Below are 648 nucleotides of genomic sequence, written 5' to 3'. Positions count from 1 at the left end.
CGAGCTGCTCGCTCAAGATGATGTTGACGGTATCGTCATCACCCACGGTACGGATACGTTAGAAGAAACTGCATACTTCCTTGATTTAACGGTGAAGAGCGACAAGCCCGTTGTGATCGTGGGCGCGATGCGACCATCTACCGCCGTGAGTGCCGATGGCCCGGTCAATTTATACAATGCTGTTGTTACTGCAACCGATGAGGACTCAAAAGGCCGCGGCGTACTAGTGGCAATGAATGACACCATTTTCGATGCGCGAGATGTAACGAAGACCAACACCACCTCGGTAAGTACGTTCCAATCTCCAAATTTTGGCCCTCTTGGCTACATTCACAACAGCGATGCAAAGTACCAAAGAAGCCCTGAACGTAAACACACCACAGAAACCCCATTCGACGTATCAAAACTCAACACACTACCTAAAGTAGGCATTGTTTATAATTATGCGAATGCGTCGAGCTTGCCAGTCAAAGCCTTGGTTGATGCCAAGTTTGACGGTATTGTGAGTGCTGGTGTGGGTAATGGTAACTTGTACCACACGGTCTTTGATGAGCTAGAAAAAGCGAGCAAAGATGGCATTGTTGTCGTCAGAAGCTCTCGCACGCCAACTGGCTCAACGACTTTGGACGCGGAAATTGATGATGATAA

Annotated in this window: 1 protein-coding gene; it reads left to right on the top strand. The window is 48.3% G+C overall.

Going from position 1 to position 648, the window contains the following annotated elements; genetic code table 11:
- On the top strand, positions 1-648 hold a 648-nt coding region (locus tag R7R78_RS27105; protein WP_225474735.1), incomplete at both ends, for a type II asparaginase.

The sequence above is a fragment of the Vibrio sp. 2134-1 genome, from assembly GCF_033339495.1.
Note: the sequence above shows the minus strand (reverse complement) of the source record. Positions and strands in the feature narration are given on the sequence as shown.